Raw genomic sequence first — 1,312 nt, forward strand, 5'->3', positions numbered from 1 at the left:
ACTAGAAGTTCCACCTGTACCTGTATTCCATGTAACACCTCCATCTACACTATATTCCCAAGCTTCATTCGTAGATAAAGTAGACGCCAATGTCACATTAACTACCCCACTATTCGTAACACCATCTGAACTACTTTCTCCACTATCAGAATCTAAGGAGATAGCTGTTGGTGCATCTGGGGCAGTGGTATCTACAGTAACCGTATGATTTGAGGAAGCTGTACTTTCATTACCACTTGCATCAATAACTTTGGCATTTACTGCATAAGTTGTTCCATTGTCTAATCCAGATGTTGTAATATCTTTATAACCACGGCTTATATCAGTTGAAGTTAATACTACTGTTGTTCCTAATGCTGTTGTATCATTATACAATTGTATAGTATCACCCGCAACTGCCTCTGTTCCAGTTAAAGATACTCTTACAACAAGATTTGTATCATCCGTTCTTCCATTGTCAGCAACATTTCCCGTGATACCTCCTTCATCATCTGTAATACTAGTAATGGTTGGTACATTTGGTGCAACTATGTCAGGAACTGTAAAGTCAACATTTGCACTGTTTCCAGCGGCATCTTCTGTATTTGAAACGGTTAGAGTATCAGCGGAAGTAACCGTACTGTCACTTCCTAAAGTGATAGTATAACTTGTAGTATATGCTTCTAGTCCTATAGAAGAAGACACATCTGTCGAACCAGGATCTGGAGCATCAGCAGTAGAGTTAAACCAAGATATCGCATCTTCTGGATTTGTTACATCATTATTAGTCCAGTACCAATTACCTGTACTATCTAATTTACTAATATGATACCCACTACCAACTCTTGCCCAAATATACCAAATCTCTCCTGCTTCATTAGTATAAGAGTATACTGGTTTTGTAGTGTCTATATCATTAGTTCCTGGACCTCCAGCTGGAGTGAAGCTACCTGTTAAAGTTAAATTTGCCACTACAGCAGGGTCAACAAGAGAATAAGTACCATTGACTCCATTTGCTAAGCCTGTTACCACTATCTCTTCAGGATTACCATCTGTTGTTACACTTGCACCATTAGCTTCTGTACCAATAGTTCGAGAGTTATTAACAGAAATATTAGATAACCTTACATCAGAAACTTTTACTGCTTCAGAAAATTTTACTGTTAAATTATCATCTTTTACTCCATCAGAATCTGTATCAGAAGAAGTTATAGAATCTGTTGTATCTATTGTTGGTGCAGCTGTATCTAACGTAATAGTTGTTGCATCACTTGAATCACTTGCATTTCCTACGGCATCGGTTACGATTGCAGTAATTGATTTAGCTCCATCC

At 37.9% G+C, this 1,312-nt stretch carries 1 protein-coding gene; it reads right to left on the reverse strand.

Going from position 1 to position 1,312, the window contains the following annotated elements; genetic code table 11:
- Positions 1 to 1,312 (reverse strand): hypothetical protein (locus GBG18_RS15440; RefSeq protein WP_226898715.1); only part of this gene is annotated, 1,312 nt, incomplete at both ends.

The sequence above is a fragment of the Poseidonibacter ostreae genome, assembly GCF_009208075.1.
In the GTDB taxonomy this organism is placed as follows: Bacteria; Campylobacterota; Campylobacteria; order Campylobacterales; family Arcobacteraceae; genus Poseidonibacter; species Poseidonibacter ostreae.